Origin of the sequence: Cellulophaga baltica 18, from assembly GCF_000468615.2 — a bacterium.
Taxonomy (GTDB): Bacteria; Bacteroidota; Bacteroidia; order Flavobacteriales; family Flavobacteriaceae; genus Cellulophaga; species Cellulophaga baltica.
The window spans coordinates 3,974,719-3,992,357 of the sequence record NZ_CP009976.1; the positions used below are offsets into that span (position 1 = coordinate 3,974,719).

The 17,639-nt window shown below is 34.7% G+C and carries 18 protein-coding genes; 3 read left to right on the forward strand and 15 right to left on the reverse strand.

Annotation, left to right across the window (positions count from 1 at the left end):
• Window positions 1-42: 42 nt before the first annotated feature.
• The 3 genes from M666_RS17105 (at window position 43) to M666_RS17115 (ending at window position 2,376) form a co-directional block, all read left to right on the forward strand.
• Window positions 43-423 carry a hypothetical protein gene (locus M666_RS17105; RefSeq protein ID WP_024481218.1) on the forward strand — a complete coding sequence of 127 codons (381 nt, stop codon included), beginning with the start codon at window positions 43-45 and terminating at the stop codon, window positions 421-423.
• Between the two features lie 74 nt (window positions 424-497).
• Window positions 498-1,382: a LysR substrate-binding domain-containing protein gene (locus tag M666_RS17110; RefSeq protein ID WP_029445198.1), complete on the forward strand. Its 885-nt coding sequence runs from the start codon at window positions 498-500 to the stop codon at window positions 1,380-1,382.
• A gap of 73 nt (window positions 1,383-1,455) precedes the next feature.
• Complete coding sequence (locus tag M666_RS17115; RefSeq protein WP_024481220.1) at window positions 1,456-2,376, forward strand: YeiH family protein; 921 nt, start codon at window positions 1,456-1,458, stop codon at window positions 2,374-2,376.
• A 59-nt stretch (window positions 2,377-2,435) separates the two neighbouring features.
• Here the strand turns inward: M666_RS17115 and M666_RS17120 are convergent, their stop codons facing one another.
• From M666_RS17120 to M666_RS17190, 15 genes are all read right to left on the reverse strand, one after another.
• The gene (locus tag M666_RS17120) at window positions 2,436-3,842 is read right to left on the reverse strand and encodes a glycosyltransferase family 2 protein (protein WP_029445197.1); all 1,407 of its coding nucleotides are present in this window, start codon (window positions 3,840-3,842) and stop codon (window positions 2,436-2,438) included.
• A gap of 313 nt (window positions 3,843-4,155) precedes the next feature.
• Window positions 4,156-4,752 (reverse strand): bifunctional phosphoribosyl-AMP cyclohydrolase/phosphoribosyl-ATP diphosphatase HisIE, encoded by a 597-nt coding sequence (hisIE, locus tag M666_RS17125; protein ID WP_024481222.1) that lies wholly within the window; start codon window positions 4,750-4,752, stop codon window positions 4,156-4,158.
• 5 nt (window positions 4,753-4,757) lie between these two features.
• A complete protein-coding gene (hisF, locus tag M666_RS17130) occupies window positions 4,758-5,513 on the reverse strand; it encodes an imidazole glycerol phosphate synthase subunit HisF (protein WP_029445196.1) in 756 nt (251 codons plus the stop codon).
• Window positions 5,514-5,518: 5 nt separating this feature from the next.
• Entirely contained in the window at window positions 5,519-6,262 is a 744-nt protein-coding gene (gene hisA, locus M666_RS17135; RefSeq protein ID WP_029445195.1) for a 1-(5-phosphoribosyl)-5-[(5-phosphoribosylamino)methylideneamino]imidazole-4-carboxamide isomerase, read from the reverse strand.
• A 122-nt stretch (window positions 6,263-6,384) separates the two neighbouring features.
• The gene (hisH, locus tag M666_RS17140; RefSeq protein ID WP_029445194.1) at window positions 6,385-6,969 is read right to left on the reverse strand and encodes an imidazole glycerol phosphate synthase subunit HisH; all 585 of its coding nucleotides are present in this window, start codon (window positions 6,967-6,969) and stop codon (window positions 6,385-6,387) included.
• A gap of 10 nt (window positions 6,970-6,979) precedes the next feature.
• Window positions 6,980-8,113 carry a bifunctional histidinol-phosphatase/imidazoleglycerol-phosphate dehydratase HisB gene (gene hisB, locus M666_RS17145; RefSeq protein ID WP_025615515.1) on the reverse strand — a complete coding sequence of 378 codons (1,134 nt, stop codon included), beginning with the start codon at window positions 8,111-8,113 and terminating at the stop codon, window positions 6,980-6,982.
• Between the two features lie 2 nt (window positions 8,114-8,115).
• Window positions 8,116-9,162, reverse strand: coding sequence for a histidinol-phosphate transaminase (hisC, locus tag M666_RS17150; RefSeq protein ID WP_029445193.1), 1,047 nt, complete (start codon window positions 9,160-9,162; stop codon window positions 8,116-8,118).
• Window positions 9,155-10,444: a histidinol dehydrogenase gene (hisD, locus tag M666_RS17155; protein ID WP_029445192.1), complete on the reverse strand. Its 1,290-nt coding sequence runs from the start codon at window positions 10,442-10,444 to the stop codon at window positions 9,155-9,157. The genes hisC and hisD overlap by 8 nt, the downstream gene beginning before the upstream one ends.
• Window positions 10,445-10,452: 8 nt before the next feature.
• Window positions 10,453-10,890, reverse strand: coding sequence for a GNAT family N-acetyltransferase (locus tag M666_RS17160; RefSeq protein WP_029445191.1), 438 nt, complete (start codon window positions 10,888-10,890; stop codon window positions 10,453-10,455).
• Between the two features lie 8 nt (window positions 10,891-10,898).
• On the reverse strand, window positions 10,899-11,756 hold the full coding sequence (gene hisG / locus M666_RS17165) for an ATP phosphoribosyltransferase (RefSeq protein ID WP_029445190.1): 858 nt from the start codon (window positions 11,754-11,756) through the stop codon (window positions 10,899-10,901).
• A 250-nt stretch (window positions 11,757-12,006) separates the two neighbouring features.
• Window positions 12,007-12,822 carry a prohibitin family protein gene (locus tag M666_RS17170; RefSeq protein WP_024481231.1) on the reverse strand — a complete coding sequence of 272 codons (816 nt, stop codon included), beginning with the start codon at window positions 12,820-12,822 and terminating at the stop codon, window positions 12,007-12,009.
• Window positions 12,823-12,835: 13 nt separating this feature from the next.
• Window positions 12,836-14,848, reverse strand: a complete 2,013-nt coding sequence (locus tag M666_RS17175) for a VWA domain-containing protein (RefSeq protein WP_029445189.1) — start codon at window positions 14,846-14,848, stop codon at window positions 12,836-12,838.
• Window positions 14,849-14,862: 14 nt separating this feature from the next.
• Complete coding sequence (gene fabG, locus M666_RS17180; RefSeq protein ID WP_024481233.1) at window positions 14,863-15,612, reverse strand: 3-oxoacyl-[acyl-carrier-protein] reductase; 750 nt, start codon at window positions 15,610-15,612, stop codon at window positions 14,863-14,865.
• A gap of 143 nt (window positions 15,613-15,755) precedes the next feature.
• On the reverse strand, window positions 15,756-16,628 hold the full coding sequence (gene sucD / locus M666_RS17185; protein ID WP_024481234.1) for a succinate--CoA ligase subunit alpha: 873 nt from the start codon (window positions 16,626-16,628) through the stop codon (window positions 15,756-15,758).
• Between the two features lie 84 nt (window positions 16,629-16,712).
• Window positions 16,713-17,636, reverse strand: coding sequence for a UDP-3-O-(3-hydroxymyristoyl)glucosamine N-acyltransferase (locus tag M666_RS17190; protein ID WP_029445188.1), 924 nt, complete (start codon window positions 17,634-17,636; stop codon window positions 16,713-16,715).
• Window positions 17,637-17,639: the final 3 nt, after the last annotated feature.

Below are 17,639 nucleotides of genomic sequence, written 5' to 3' on the forward strand. Positions count from 1 at the left end.
ATAAACGTTATTTGTAAATAATTTCCTACAAATACTTGACCTATGACCAAATTATTCATCATCTTCAGTATCTTTTATTCCTTCTTAGCTACGTCAAATGACACAGAATGGGACGTTATCTATACGAAAGCTAGTTATGCTTTAAACCATACAAAAAAAGCATTAAGCTCTAATAATTTTGACCATCAACGCTATTACTCAGAGAAGGCGTTAGAAGCATATCTAGATATCTCCGAACATTTAGAAACTAGTAACGATGATGAATTGAAATTAAAAATTGAACACACCATAAGTGACTTAGAACATGCTGTTGATGCTCCAGATTGGGATCGCGGTAGGTTTTACAGCAAAAGGGTTCATGCAAATACACAGGAATTAATCACTGAATTGGACCTCAAAGCAATGGCAATAGCCGAAAACTAAGATAGTAACGATAGCTTTTTGTGTCTGCCATCTGTAAAGTTTAAAGTATCTTTGAAAAGCTATTTATAAACGTTATGGATCATAAACTTAAGATATTTAAATCTGTTGCACACCATTCTAGTTTTACAAAAGCTGCGGAACAATTATTTATTTCTCAACCCGCTATTTCTAAAGCAATTAGAAATCTAGAGGATGAATACAACACTACTCTTTTTATCAGAAAGCGTAACTCCATTGAACTTACTCAAGATGGAAAATCTTTTTTAATCTATGTAAATAGAATTTTAGAAGTGTATTCCGAAATTGAAAATCGGTTTATACATAAAGACAATCAACTCCCTGATCGTATTAAATTTGGTGCAAGTACCACTCTTGCCAGTTACATCATCCCAAAAATCATTGCTCAATTTAGAACCCAATATCCTAAAACTAGCTTTGAGATAGAGAGCGACAATTCTGACCACATTGAAGAGCTTATATTAAATCAACAGTTGGACTTTGGTATTACCGAAGGAAAAAACACCAATCCTAAGTTGCACTTTAAAAAATTCATTAAAGATGAGATTGTTCTAGTTACCAATGAGAAGAATTCTCAATTCCCCAAGGGGATTATCTCCCTAAAAAAGCTACAAGAACTACCTATTATAGAACGAGAATCGGGATCTGGTACACGTGAAATAATTTACGAGGCTTTGCTACAGCAACAAATAAAGTCTTTACAAATAGCCGTTACTCTAAATAGTACTGAGGCTATTAAAAACTACCTTTATTATTCAGATTCCTATGCCTTACTCTCCATACACGCTATACGAGAGGATCTCATAACTAATAAACTAAAAATAATAGACATTAAAGGCTTTACAATAGAACGTTGGTTTTATTTTGTCTCTAGAACAGGTTACAAATCTAGCCTTATGGATTATTTTGAACGTTTTGTGCAAAACAGCTATAACTTTTAGTTATTTAACATAGGAATTAAGTTTGCTTAATAGTTATGATTAACCACTAGTTTTGTCTCATAAAATTAGTGATATGAAACCCATACTAGCTCCTATAGTTTTTATAAGCATACTCTTAACAGCATTGCTTGGAATTATCAATAGTCCAACTGCTTTATTTTTAGGCTTTCTATTCTCTTTAATTTTTGAAAACCCATTTAAAAAATACAATCAAACAGCCATTCAGTTATTATTAAAACTTGCTATTATTGGCCTTGGCTTTGGCATGCTTCTAACAGACACTATAGAAACAAGTAAAGAAGGTTTAGGACTTACTTTTTTTTCAATAGTGTTAACTATTAGTTTGGGATTTCTTTTGACTAAATTACTTAAGATTGATGTAAAGCTTGGGCATTTGATTACCTCAGGAACATCCATTTGCGGAGGAAGTGCTATAGCCGCAATCTCTCCTGTAATTCGCGCTAATGGAAAAACAATCAGTATCGCTTTGGGGGTAGTTTTCACTTTAAATGCTATCGCCCTATTTGTATTTCCACAATTAGGACACTTATTAGGGCTAAATCAGCATCAGTTTGGACTTTGGTGCGCTATCGCAATTCATGATACTAGCGCTGTTGTAGGAGCCGCTCTTGGCTATGGAGACGAAGCTTTACGCATAGCAACAACCGTTAAACTCTCAAGAACATTATGGATTATTCCTCTATCTATTTTATCCATGTTTATTTTTAAAACAAAAGGAGAACGTATAAAAATACCCTATTTTATTCTTTTGTTTATCCTTGCCATTGTTATCAATAGCTACCAACTTATACCGGAAGTTGCAACACACACCATAGTATCCTTATCTAAGAAACTTTTAATCCTCACTCTTTTTCTTGTAGGGACAAGCATCTCTATAAGCGACTTAAAAGCAACTGGATATAGACCCGTTCTTCTAGCCTTCTGTTTATGGGTTTTTATTGCCGTATTCTCATTATGCTATATCACTTTTTAACAAAAAAAATCCGCATCATATAGTATGATGCGGATTTTTATATTTTAAGAGCCCGATGCTTAAGCAGCTATCTCTCTAGTTAACCAACCTCTTCTACTTGCTGTTGCAATCGCATAAGGGGTAATCCAGAATAAACCAAAAGTAAATAAGATACTGTATGAGTATGCCCAAAATGCTTGCGATAAACTGTATCGTTTTGCATAAAACAATACTGGGAAAGTAGATACTACTAAAATACTTAACAACGTAGAGCTTACAAATAATATTGGATGCGTTATAATAAAGAATAACATAAACAATAAGAATGGGTACGTCATTATAATTTTTAAAGCTTGACTAATAAATAAAAGTCTAGATCCAAATTTAGACCCTTCTCTAAAGTTTGTAAATACATACTGAGACATTGCGATATTCTCACGAACATTACTTCTACCCCATCTGATAAACATTTTGTATAACCCAGTGTACTTTTCTGGAACATTGGTATACGCATATGCATTTCTTTGAAATAAAACATGGTACCCTTGTTTCAAAATCATATTAGTCATGGCTCTATCCTCTCCAATATCTGAAGGTTGTCCCATGAACGTTTGGTTAATCCACTCAGGAAGACAATTAAATACTGCCTCTGCTCTGTATGCGGCTAATGCACCTGGCGTACAAAGAACTGAATCTAAACTACTTTCTGCAGAACGTTTGAATTCAAAACTCATAACGAAACTCACATTTAACATTTTAGGTAGAATAGCTCTTTCGTTATTCAATACTTGAATATTACCAGCTACAGCACCACATTTTTCATCTACAATAAACGGACTAACCAAATTACGCAACGTATCTGTATTTACCACAGAATCACTATCTACGGTAATAAAGATTTCACCAGTTCCTAAATTAAACCCACGGTATAACGCATGACGTTTCCCCATGTTTTTTGGTTGTTGCAAGATCGTTACTCGGTCTCCTAAAACTCTCTTTGCTTCTTGCATCCATTTCCAGGTATCATCTTTACTACCATCATCAATAGCTAACAATTGTAATTTGTGTTCTGGATAGTCACTCTTGGCTAAACTTTTTAAAGTAGCCCAAACTTGTTTTCCTTCATTGTAAGCTGGTACGATTACCGTACACGTTGGCAATTCTTCATCACTTACCGAAGCTATAGGCTTATACTTAAAGTAAAGAAATAGATTGTATAAGAAGAAAGTAACCTTAAAGAAAAACAATGAAGCTGCAACTATAAAAAATGCAAAGCCCCAACTTGTGTTTAATCTTTCAAAATTAAATTGCTCAAAATCTGCCTGTAATAAGTAAACCACGTAACCTGCTCCGATCATTAAAGCAAACGAACTTACGAGCACTACAATGGCCCATAAATTAATAGGACTAGATTGTTTGTCTCCACTTAAAAATTTATTGTTTACTGTGGAATATAATTCTTTTAAAGTAATTGTTCCTGTTTTCATAATATGCGTTCTCTCTTTATTTTTTGTATCAATTTAAAATTCATACGGCAACTTACGTACCATTTTAAATAAAAACCAGTTTGCTAGTGTTTCCGAGCGTTTCCAGAATAAAAAGTGTGTAATTTTTATACAATTTATGTGTAATTACACAGCTTTATACAACCTTTAAAATCGCTCATTTTTCATTAGCTTTAACATATACGTTGCAATTACATTATTAGCTCTCGCAAGTGACTATTTTTTACAAAAAAAACCCGAAACAACATGGTAACATGTTATTTCGGATTTTTATAAAGTGAACGGTGTTAACTATTTAATTTCTCTTTTTCAAGACCTCCTCAATATCTTTCAACGTAAATCCTTTTGCCTGTAATAGAATTAAGTAATGAAAGAGTAAATCTGCACTCTCATCTAAAAATAATTTATCGTCATTATCTTTTGCTTCAATAACCACTTCAACTGCTTCCTCTCCTACTTTTTGCGCTACTTTATTAATTCCTTTTCTAAAAAGGGACGCAACATAGCTATCTTGATTCTCGGGATTGTCCTTACGGTCTGTTATGATTGCTTCCAGCTTGGTTAAGAAACCAAAGGAACTCGTGTTTTCTTCCTCCCAACAAGTATCCGTTCCTTTATGACATGTAGGCCCTACGGGATTTACAGTAATAAGTAAGGTATCATTATCACAATCATTTTTAATTGCCACAAGATTTAAAAAATTACCACTCTCTTCGCCTTTAGTCCACAAGCGTTTTTTAGTGCGGCTAAAAAATGTAACTTTTTTTGTTTCTTGAGTTTTATCAAAAGCCTCTTGGTTCATGTACCCGAGCATTAACACATTCTTTGTTGTAGCATCTTGTATTATGGCTGGTATTAATCCGTCTGAATTTTTATCGAAATCTATTTTCATACTCTTTATATTCTAACAGGAATCCCGTTATCTTTTAATTCTTTTTTTAAATCTACTATCTCTATTTCTTTAAAATGAAATACACTTGCTGCAAGCGCTGCATCTGCTTTACCCTCTATAAAAGTATCTGTAAAATGCTGCATATTACCCGCGCCACCAGAGGCAATGATGGGTATATTTAATTCCGTAGATAATTTAGCCAGCGCCTCATTTGCAAAACCATCTTTTGTACCATCATTATCCATAGAGGTAAACAAAATTTCACCTGCACCGCGCTCTTCTACTTCCTTGGCCCAATCAAACAAGCGAATTTCGGTAGGCACTTTTCCTCCTACCAAATGCACAATCCATTCCCCCTCAATTAATTTAGCATCTATAGCAACAACGATACATTGCGAACCAAATTTTGCCGATAAATCATTTATTAATTGTGGATTTTTAACAGCTGATGAGTTTATAGATACCTTGTCAGCACCATTTTGCAATAGCATATCTACATCTTCAACAGAAGCTATACCACCACCTACGGTAAACGGAATATTTACTTTTTCCGCTACGCGATAAACCAAATCGGCAAGTGTTTTACGTTTTTCTTCGGTAGCTGAAATGTCCAGAAAAACCAACTCATCTGCTCCTGAATTGGCATAAATCTCTGCCAATTCTACCGGATCACCTGCATCTCGTAAATCAACAAAATTGATCCCCTTTACGGTACGTCCGTCTTTAATATCTAAACAAGGTATTATTCGTTTTGTAAGCATTTTATTTATTTAGAAAGTATGTAATCTTCTAATTGTTTTAGACTGATTCTATTTTCATAGATTGCTTTACCAATAATAGTTCCCTCACAACCTAGTTCTGCTAATTTAGGCAATTCATCAAAGGTAGATATACCTCCTGAAGCAATCAAATTAATACTGCGACTATCAGCACCTTTACTAGTTTCATTTAAAATACGCTCATACAATTCAAAGGAAGGACCTTGTAACATACCGTCTTTACTAATATCTGTACAAATTACAAATACAATTCCTTTCTGTTGATAGGCTTGTATAAACGGAATTAAATCTTCTTTAGAATCTTCTTGCCACCCTGAAACTGCCACTTTCTCGTGTAAAGCATCTGCCCCCAATATAATTTTTTCAGCGCCATATGTTTCTATCCAACCCAAAAAAGTATCCTGATCTTTCACCGCAATACTACCTCCTGTAATTTGAGAAGCTCCGCTGTTGAACGCTATTTTTAAATCCTCATCGGTCTTTAAACCACCCCCAAAATCTATCTTTAAATTGGTTTGAGACGCTATTTGCTCTAAAACCTTGTGGTTTACAATATGTTTAGATTTTGCACCATCTAGATCTACCAAATGCAAGTGCGTTATACCATGTGCCTCAAACTCTTTAGCCACTTCAAGTGGATGCTCATTGTATATTTTCTTAGTATCATAGTCGCCCTTTGAAAGACGAACACATTTACCGTCTATAATATCTATTGCTGGAATTATTCTCATTATATTTTATTTTATCGATGGCTATCTAAGGTTAAGAATTTCCTATGTTTTAATATCCACAATACTCTTACTGTTTTAAACCCCCTAATACTTTTAAAATCTTTAAATTTTTGAGTACCGTATTATTTCATATTTAAAAAATTCATTAGAATTTTTTCCCCAACGCTACTACTCTTTTCTGGATGAAACTGTGTTCCGTAAAAATTATTTTTCTGCAACGCTGCACTATATTCAAGCTCATATTCTGAAGTTGCTATGGTTTCATTACAAATTGCCGCATAAAAACTATGAACTAAATAAATGTATTCGCCCTCTGAAATACCACTAAATAAATCTGATTTTAAATTGGCTATCTGATTCCAACCAATTTGCGGCACCTTTACCTTCTTAGAAAATTTAACCACATCTACATCAAATATTCCTAGCCCTTTTGTATCACCTTCCTCTGTAGCATTACACATTAATTGCATCCCTAAACAAATTCCTAAAACGGGTTGTTTTAAAGTAGGTACCAAGGCATCTAGTCCGCTTGCTTTTAATTTATGCATGGCACTGCTGGCCTCGCCTACACCAGGAAAAATCACTTTATCCGCTGCTAGAATTTCATTTACATCACTTGTCAGAACAGCCTCAAAACCAAGACGTTGAATTGCAAACTTTATACTTTGTATGTTTCCTGCTCCGTAATTTATAATTACTATTTTCATAAAGTTTTTTTTACAACATTCCTTTAGTAGATGGTAAAACCATCTTCTCTACGTCGCGTTTTACAGCCATTTTTATTGCCTTAGCAAAAGCTTTAAATATTGCCTCAATCTTGTGATGCTCATTAACACCTTCTGCTTTTATATTTATATTGGCTTTAGCACCGTCACTAAATGATTTAAAAAAGTGCAGAAACATTTCCGTAGGCATATCTCCTACTTTTTCTCTTTTAAAATCTGCCTCCCATACCAGCCAGTTTCTACCACCAAAGTCGATTGCCACTTGCGCTAAACAGTCATCCATAGGCAAACAGAATCCGTAACGCTCAATACCTAGCTTGGTACCTAATGCTTTATGGAAAACTTCCCCTAAAGCAATTGCGGTATCTTCAATAGTATGGTGCTCATCTACCTCTAGATCTCCGTCTACTTTAATATCTAAATCCATTTGACCGTGACGCGCTAGCTGATCTAGCATATGATCAAAAAAGGCAAGGCCTGTAGCAATGCTACTTTTACCTGTGCCATCTAGATTTACTTTAATTTGAATATCAGTTTCATTTGTCTTACGGCTAATACTAGAAACCCTATCTTTTAATTTTAAAAACTCATAGATTTTTTCCCAATCATTGGTTTCAGTAGCAATATACGCATCTAACTCATCTCGTTTCACTGTAATTTCACCCGTACCTAGATTGGTTTCATCGTTGATAAAAATACCTTTAGCTCCAAGATTTTTAGCTAATTCCATATCCGTTAACCGATCTCCGATTACAAAAGAATTTGCTAAATCATATTCTTCAGAGAAATATGCTGTCAACAAACCAGTACCTGGTTTACGCGTGTTAGCATTTTCATGTGGAAAAGTTCTATCAAGAAATACTTTATCAAATACAACTCCTTCATTTTCAAAAGAATTCATGATGAAATTATGCACAGGCCAAAATGTATCTTCTGGAAAAACGTCTGTTCCTAGTCCGTCTTGGTTGGTGATCATCACCAATTCATAATCCAACTCCTTAGCTATTTTACCCAAAAATGTAAACGCTTTTGGATAGAAGGTCATTTTTTCAAAACCGTCAATTTGCTCATCAATGGTTTCTTTAATAATCGTACCATCTCGATCTATAAAAAGTACTTTTTTCATTCTTATTGAATTTCTTTTAAAACCTGCATTAATTTTTTATTCTCCGCTGTAGTACCTACTGTGAAGCGTAATGTGTTTTCACATAAAGGTTGCGTTGTACGGTTCCTTACCACAACACCCCTCGCTAATAACTGATTGTATCGTTCTGTAGCATTATCTAGTTTTGCTAAAACAAAATTAGCATCAGTAGCATATACTTTAGTTACGAAATTTAATTGAAGTAATGCTTTAGATAACAAAGCTCTTTCCTTCAATATATCAGTAATTTCTGATTTTATTTTGTCAACGTTCAAAACACGCTCTAACGCTCTTTTCTGAGTAAGCTCATTTACATTGTATGGTGGCTTAATCTTATTTAGAATAGCAATAATCTCTTCAGATGCATAACAGACCCCTAATCGAATACCGGCCATTCCGTATGCCTTAGATAGTGTTTGTGTAACTATTAAATTTGTATAATTCGGTAGTCCAGACAACCATGATTCTTCTTTTGAAAAATCTATATAGGCTTCATCAATAATGACTAGTCCATTAAACTTTTCTAATAGTTCTGTTATTTTGTTTCGCGAAAAACTATTTGCTGTAGGATTGTTTGGCGAGCAAAGGAATAATAATTTTGACTTAGCATCAGCTGTTTCCAAAATCTGGTTGACATCAGGTTCAAAATCTGCCGTTAACAAAACTTCTCTATTCTCAATATCATTAATCCCTGACAACACTTTATACATTCCATAGGTTGGCGGCAGGGTAATAATATTATCTTCTTTGGGTTCACAAAAAGCGCGGAAAATTAGATCTAAAACTTCGTCACTCCCATTTCCAAAAAGAATATTAGCAGGTAGTACCCCTTTTTGAGATGCTAATACCTCTTTTAAGCTTCTTTGCTGAGGATCTGGATATCTATTCACACCATTTTCAAATGGATTCTCATTAGCGTCTAAAAACACCATATCTGAACCATCTGAAACGTATTCATCACGCGCTGAAGAATACGGACTCAGTCCCTTTACATTATCACGTACTAGGTTTTGTATATTTACCTTACTCATCGTCCAAACTATTTAATCGTAACGTAACGGCATTTTTGTGCGCTTGTAAGCCTTCTGCTTCTGCCATTAGCTCAATTGCACTACCAATTTCTTGAATTCCTTCTTTTGAAATCTTCTGAAAAGTCATGCTTTTCATAAAACTATCTAAGTTAACACCACTATACTGTTTAGCATACCCATTCGTTGGTAAAGTATGATTAGTTCCTGAAGCATAATCTCCGGCACTTTCAGGGGTGTAATTGCCAATAAAAACAGATCCTGCATTTGTAATTGCACTCAAATAAGATCCCTCATCTGCCACACAAACTATATAATGTTCTGGACCATATTCATTAATTAATTCCTGTGCCGTTGTATCATCCTCAACGTAAATTAACTTACTATTATCTATCGCTTTTTGAGCAATATCCTTACGTGGTAAATCTTCAATTTGCAAGGCAACTTCTTTCTCTACATCTTCAAGCATTGCTTTAGAGGTTGTTACCAATAGTACCTGACTATCAACACCATGCTCTGCCTGACTAAGTAAATCTGACGCAACAAACGCTGCGTTTGCAGTATCATCTGCCACAACCAAAAGCTCACTTGGCCCCGCAGGCATATCAATAGCCACGCCATGCTTTGTAGCAATCTGTTTCGCTACAGTAACATATTGATTTCCTGGTCCAAATATCTTATACACTTGCGGAATGGTTTCTGTTCCAAAGGTCATTGCCGCTATAGCCTGTATCCCTCCTACCTTATATATTTTTGTTACACCACAAAGGTTTGCCGCATACAAAATAGCTGGGTGAATTTTCCCTTCTTTATTAGGTGGCGAACATAGCACAATTTCTGAGCATCCAGCGATATTGGCAGGGACTGCTAACATTAAAATAGTAGAAAATAAAGGTGCTGTTCCTCCCGGAATATATAAGCCCACTTTATCTATAGGCCTTTTTACCTGCCAACAATGTACACCAGGACTAGTTTCTACCTCTATACTTTGTGTTTTCTGAGCGCTGTGAAATTTATCAATGTTATCCTTAGCCAAGAGAATAGCTTCTTTAAGGGCTACAGGAACCAAACTATTAGCCTCTACAATTTCATCATCCGTAACCAATAACTCTGTTATAGTTACGCCATCAAACTTTTCGGTATACTTTTTTATGGTAGCATCACCGTTTTCTTGAAGTTCTTCAAAAACCTGATTTACTGTACTTTCTATATCTGCAACGCTCTTAGTAGGACGCTTAAGAATAGATTTCCAATCTTCTCTTTCAGGATTATATATTTTATTCATAGCAAATACTAATCAAATTTCTTAATCATATGATATCCTAAAGCTTCAAAACCTTGACGCTCCCAGAACTTTTTTCCTTTTTCATTGTGCCGGTAACAATTCACTTCTACACCAACACAATCAATGCTTTTAGCATAATCAAACAACCAATTCATCATTAATTCTCCAACTCCTGCGCTTCTATAGTTCGTTTCTACAAAAACATTGTCCGGTTCTAGATGTTTCCCTGCATATAACTTGTTTAACACCCAGAATCCGCAACAGGCTATTAATTGATTATTATCATATACACCTATGCATTGATATCCTCCCATTTTAAGCATGTCTTTTAACCTGCTTTTCAATGTTTCTTCCGGTAATTTTCCTAAATTTAATTGAATTATCAGCGGGATAATCGACTCCATTTCTTCATAAGGAATCAATTTTAATTCAAAATGAACCTTCATGAGCTTTCTTAAAGAACCATTTTCTCAATAGGGCAAACTAGAATACCTTCAGCGCCCGCCTGCTTCAACTCGTCTATAACTTCCCAAAAAGAATCTTTCTTAATTACCGTGTGTACAGAACTCCAGCCTTCTTCTGCTAATGGCAAAACTGTAGGACTACGCATTCCTGGTAATAAGTCCAAAATCATTGGCAATTTATCATTCGGAGCATTCAACAATACATATTTAGATTGTCTTGCTCGTAATACCGACTGAATTCTGAATTGTAATTTTTCAAGAATTTCTCTCCTCTCAGAAGTTATTTTTGGTGAAACCGCCAAAACAGCCTCACTCTTTAACATTACCTCTACTTCTTTCAAATTGTTTTTAAACAAGGTACTTCCACTAGATACGATATCACAAATAGCATCTGCTAATCCAATATTAGGAGCAATCTCTACAGAACCGTTAATAATGTGAATATCTGCAGAAACACCTTTGTCTGCTAAATAATTTTTAACGGTATTTGGGTATGATGTAGCAATTCGTTTGCCTTGGAAATCTTGAACAGAAGTATACTTTACAGCCTTTGGCACTGCTAAAGACACTTTACACTTTGAAAAACCTAATTTTTCTGCAATAGAAATATCTTCTCCTTTTTCTATCAACACATTTTCACCTATGATAGCGATATCTACCACCCCGTCTCTTAAGTATTGAGGAATATCTCCATTTCTCAAATAAAATACTTCCATAGGAAAATTGCGAGAAGACGCTTTTAATTGATCGCGACCGTTATCAATAGAGATACCACAATCTTTAAGAATCTCAATAGATTCCTCATTTAATCGACCTGATTTTTGAATAGCAATTCTAATTTTTGTCATTTTCTTTTTAGTTTGTGTCTGGCAATCAAAAAAAGTTTAAAAATAAAACCCGTTTGATTGCTCAAACGGGTTTAAAATATGTTGCACTACTACAATACATTTCTACCTCGCTTGAAAGCAAGTATAAAAATGATGATGATGTGTAGTTGTATTTTTCATTCTGATGTAAAAGTAAAATTATTTTATGTGTTAAAAAACAAAAATCTATTTTTTTAACAACTGTTCTTGTTTTTATTCAAAAACTAACAGATTAATTGTTCCCCAAAATTAAAGGTAATCCAGATTCTCCTCCACCTACAACAACAACTTTAGTGTTTGGTGATTTAGAAAGCTCTAAAGTAGCATCTATACCTTTATCTCTAAGAATTTGATCATTTAACGACGCACTCAATATACGGTTGGCATCTGCCTTTCCCTGCGCTTCTATGGTTACTTTTTCAGCTTCTTTCTTAGCAGTAACTAAACGAAATTCATATTCTAAAGACTCTTGCTCCTGACGTAATTTACGTTCAATAGCTTCCTTAATGGTTGGCGGCAAAGTTACATCGCGCACTAAAATTTCATTAAGTTGAATATACTCTCCTTCTACAATCTTCTTGGTCTCATCAAAAATCTCTTGTTGGATAGCATCACGCTTACTAGAATATAATTGTTCTGGTGTGTAACGACCTACCACAGAACGTGCAGCAGAACGTATCGTAGGCAATAAAACTCTTTGAATATAATCTTCTCCCTTTTCTTGGTGCAACTTCCCTAATTCACTACGAACAGGCTCAAACCAAGCCGAAGCTTCTAATTTAATATCCAAACCATTACTAGATAAAACATTCATTTTTTCTAGCACTTCCTGCTGCCTTACCTCATAGATAAACACTTTATTCCATGGAGCTACAAAATGAAAACCCTCCCCTAATGGTGGCTCATCTGTAACCACACCACCTTGAAATTGTTTGTACAAAACACCCGCCTGACCTGAGTCAACCGTGACGGTAGATTTTGAAATTAATATTATTAAAACTACTAATGCGAAGACTGCAGGTAATGCAATTTTTGGCAATTTATCCATACTTGAATTTAATTTAAATTAATCCGTTATATTTTCTGATGATCCATTCTAATGAAAGTGCTATTATAATAAGCCCTAGAAGGAATTTAAAGTCTATCAAAGATACAACATTTTCAACGCTCTTTTGAGTAGGCATAAAGCGTTTATCCGAATCTAACTGCGTTATAAATTCTTGTATTTGTTCTGGATAGAAAAGTGAAGCCGTTGTTGCCTCAGAGAAGTTCGACATTTTTGCATAATTCGACGAAAAAAACTGCTGCTCTACATCATAATCTAATACGGTAAATTTGCCAGATTTAGAAACCGACTTCCCTACCACGCCCACTTTAAAGGAATAAGTTCCCGATTTTAAATCGCTTAAATCTGCTTCAAAATAATTATTTTTCAAAAGCATAGGTACTTTCACCCCTCCATTAATTTCAATATAAAGATTAGCCTTGGGATCAAACACGTACGTCTCATCAAAATAGGTAGCCGTTACTTTTGCTAAGCCTAAATTTTCATACACCGACTTATAATCGATTGACAGTTGCTCTCTTTTTGCATCACTAGATAAAAACAGTGTTAGCTTTCCTATGAAAGTATCAAAATCTTCAAAACTCTCTTGATTCACATAATTTTGCATTCGCCATTTCCAAATGTTTTCACCTAATAAAACTGCTGTCTTCTGTTTTTCGTTTTCCGAAATAGCAAAAAGCGGATTGGCAAGATCTACTCCTCTTATATTCATCTGCATTAAGGGCTCATAAGTACTTTTAAAACTAATTGCTCCAGAATTACTCGTCAAAGGCGGGTAATTAACGAAATCTGTGGTAGCTATATCATATTTAGAAAAAGAAGCATTTAGCTTACCGATAACTTCTTCAACAGGATACCCCGTTTCTATGGTAAAATCTAAGTTAGATTGATTTAAAAAATTAAGATCAGTTTTAGTGCCAACAATGGTAAAATGATTTCGATTTTTTTTCGCAATAAAGGCATAAACTTCTTTAAAACTACTAGTGGGTTGATAGCATATAAAAAGATCAGTATCCTCAAATACTTTCTGATCAACATTAGGTTTTACAATAGTCACCAGGCGTTGCTCATTAGATTCAATCGCTTTTTTTAAAGCTCCCAAATCAGGATGCACTATAGAAGAAACAATAGTTACTTTGGTTTTCTCATCAATTACTTCAACAGCCACAGATTTACTATTATTGATCTTATTTTTCTCATTAACCAAATCACCTACAGCAACAACTACAGTTTTAATGCCCACAGCATCGGCATTTATGAACGTATGTATTCTTTTTGATTTGATTGATTTAGAAAACCTCACTTGTTCCTTGAAAATAATTTTTCCATCTACATCAATAAAAACAGGCAGAGTAACCGTCTTTTCTCCATCATAAGAGACATAGGACTCTATTGGAAATTTATTTTTTAAAAAGGCAAATTTATTGGTATTTACTTGACTTACTTTAACATCTTCGTAGGCCGTAGTGTCTCCAAAAACTACCGAATAAAATGGAATTTTACTCTTATTGCCATAAAATTCATAATCCTGACCTATAGTTTGATTACCATCTGAAAGCAATACCCCAACAGTTTTCTTATTGTTGTAAATCGTAGCAACCGTTTTTAAGGCTTTTGCGATATCTGTCTTTTTTTCAGAAAGATCAAGGGTATCCAAGTTTTCTAATGAGCTACCGAATTGATAATAATCTATTTTAAATTTTTCTGCTAAATCTTTATTGTTTTTTATTTTATCCAAAAAATCATTTAATTGCTCAGAACTATTTGCCATAGAACTAGAATTATCTGCAACCACTACTAAATTAGCTTTCGCTACGGTATAATCTACTTTTTTAAATTTTGGATTTATAAGCACTATAAAAAGAGAAAATAATGCAGTAAAACGCAAAAAAGAGAGCAAAACAATATGTTTTCCTCTCTTTTTAACTTTGTAATAATATTGAAAAATGACTACTCCTACAGCAACAAATGCTGCTAAAAATACTAATAGAATAGTCTGAATTTGCATAATTTTCGCTACTTCTAAGTTAGCATTCCCCCATCAACATTTAGCACCTGCCCAGTTACGTACCCTGACAAATCAGAAGCAAAAAACAAACAAGCATTGGCAATATCTTCTGGACTACCACCTCTCTTCAGAGGAATACCGTCTCTCCAACCTTGAACCACTTTTTCATCAAGTTTATCGGTCATCTCTGTCTCGATAAACCCTGGAGCAATTGCGTTACAGCGAATATTTCTAGAACCTAATTCTAAAGCAATAGATTTAGTAAAACCAATCATACCCGCTTTTGAAGCTGCGTAATTTGTCTGACCCGCATTACCTTTAACACCAACCACACTACTCATATTAATTATAGAACCTTTACGCTGCTTTAACATAGTACGTTGCACCGCTTTTGTCATGTTAAATACCGATTTTAAGTTGATTTCAATTACTTTATCAAAATCATCCTCAGACATACGCATTAGAAGGTTATCTTTTGTAATTCCAGCATTGTTAATCAACACATCAATAGTACCATCAAAATCTTCTAAAACCTGAGCTACTAGAGCTTCTGAATCACTAAAGCTTGCTGCATTACTTTTATATGCTTTTGCTTTAACTCCCTTAGCCGTCAATTCTTTTTCTAATGCTAGTGCTGGTGCCTCACTAGAGCTATATGTAAAAGCCACATTTGCTCCATGGTCTGCAAAAACCTGCGCAATACCAGTACCTATACCCCTACTTGCACCTGTAATAATTACGTTTTTACCTTCTAATAACTTCATTTTTGTTCAATTTGTTCGGTTGATATTCAAATATAACTTTTGTTTGATATATAGATAGCTAAAATCCCGTTTAAACTGAAAATATTTCAGCATAAACGGGATTTTTAAATCTTTATATAGTTCTTGATTTAATTGTAAAACAATTATCCCAATACTTCTTTTACTTTCAATCCAATCTCAGCAGGAGAATCTACCACGTGAATACCACACTCACGCATGATACGCTTTTTAGCTTGAGCGGTATCGTCACTACCACCTACGATGGCACCAGCATGACCCATGGTTCTACCTGCAGGTGCAGTTTCACCAGCAATAAAACCTACAACTGGTTTTTTACTTCCACTAGCTTTATACCACTTAGCAGCATCTGGTTCTAATTGACCTCCAATTTCACCAATCATCACTACACATTCTGTTTCAGGATCGTTGATTAACATTTCAACAGCTTCTTTTGTTGTTGTTCCAATAATTGGATCACCACCAATACCAATAGCAGTTGTAATACCTAAACCTTGACGTACTACTTGATCAGCAGCTTCATATGTTAATGTTCCCGATTTAGAAACAATACCTACATTACCTTTTTTGAATACAAAACCTGGCATAATACCCACCTTAGCTTCACCTGGAGTAATAACTCCTGGACAGTTAGGGCCGATTAAACGACAGTCCATATTTTTAATATAGTTAGACGCTTTTACCATATCTGCAACAGGAATACCTTCTGTAATGGTAATAATAACTTTAATACCTGCATTCGCAGCTTCCATAATTGCATCTGCAGCAAATGCTGGCGGAACAAATATAATAGTCGTGTCTGCTCCAACTTTTTCAACAGCTTCATGAACAGTATTAAAAACTGGCTTCCCTAAATGTTCTTGCCCACCTTTACCCGGAGTAACACCACCAACGATGTTCGTACCGTAATCAATCATTTGTCCTGCGTGAAAGGTACCTTCACTTCCAGTAAAACCTTGTACAATTATTTTGGAATCTTTATTGACTAAAACACTCATTTTATATCTATATTAATTTATTGCATTGCAAAAATATGCCATTGAAAACAATTTATAAAGTATTTCGCTAGCTTATTTGTGCTTCTATTTTTTTATTATTTGCGGAATTTGCTTAATCCAAGCCATTTGCTTCATTTTTTCACGTGCTTCTTCTGCCGGACTACCAAAGTATGTGGCGTTTCCTTCAAGAGATTTAGAAATTCCTGATTGCGCTAAAACTACTGCTTTTTTTCCAATAGTGATTGCACTAATCACTCCAACTTGCCCCCATAAGGTTACTTCGTCTTCTATGATCACGCAACCTGCAATTCCCGTTTGCGAAGCTATTAGGCATTTCTCCCCAATAATGGTATCATGACCAACATGCACTTGGTTATCTATCTTAGTTCCTTTTTTAACTGTAGTATCTCCGGTAACACCCCTATCTAAAGTACAAAGCGCACCAATATCAACATTATCCTCAATCACCACTCGGCCACCTGAAAGCAACTTATCAAAACCTTCTGGCCTATTTTTATAATAAAATGCATCTGAGCCTAAAACAGTGCCCGCATGGATCGTAACATTATTACCAATTACACAATTGTCATAAATAGATACATTGGAATGAATGATACAATTAGCTCCGATTACCACATTATTACCCACAAAAGCATTAGGCTGAATAACTGTATCCTTACCTATTTTTGCTGATGGCGCTATATTCTTAGATGATTTCTCAAAAGGCTTAAAAAAAGCTGTTAGCTTATTAAAATCACGAAAAGGATCATCAGAAATCAACAATGCTTTTCCTTCTGGGCAATCCACTTTTTTATTGATTAAAATAGTAGTCGCCTTAGAATTTAAAGCCTTATCATAATATTTAGGATGATCTACAAAAACAATATCACCTGGTTCTACCACATGAATTTCATTCATTCCTAAAACCTGAAAATCAGCATCGCCAACAAATTCAGACTGAATAATACTCGCAATTTGTTGCAAACTATGAGAAATAGGAAACTTCATTTA